At 64.3% G+C, this 255-nt stretch carries 1 pseudogene; it reads left to right on the forward strand.

The annotated features are described in order from the left end of the window. Positions 1 to 81: 81 nt before the first annotated feature. A pseudogene (locus tag ACG02S_RS26430) lies at positions 82 to 255 on the forward strand (IS481 family transposase); the annotation flags it as partial.

The raw sequence follows: 255 nt of genomic DNA on the forward strand, positions 1-255 counted from the left end.
CTGGGCCTTGTTCAAAGCCAGGGACGTGCTGCGGGAGTTGATCCGAACCCTCAAGGCCGAGCAGTCGGTCGTCAAAGTCGCATGAGCCGAGTCCACGCCCAAGCCCGTACCACACCTCTGACCCGCACGGAGATTCGCGATTCCGAGTTGGGCGTGGTGGCCCTGGCCGAACGCTACAACATCAGCCGCAGCACGGCGTCGAAGTGGAAGAACCGGGAGGACGTGCAGGACCGCTCGCACCGGCCCCACAAACTC

The sequence above is a fragment of the Pelomonas dachongensis genome, from assembly GCF_043555865.1.
GTDB classification, from domain to species: Bacteria; Pseudomonadota; Gammaproteobacteria; order Burkholderiales; family Burkholderiaceae_C; genus Pelomonas; species Pelomonas dachongensis.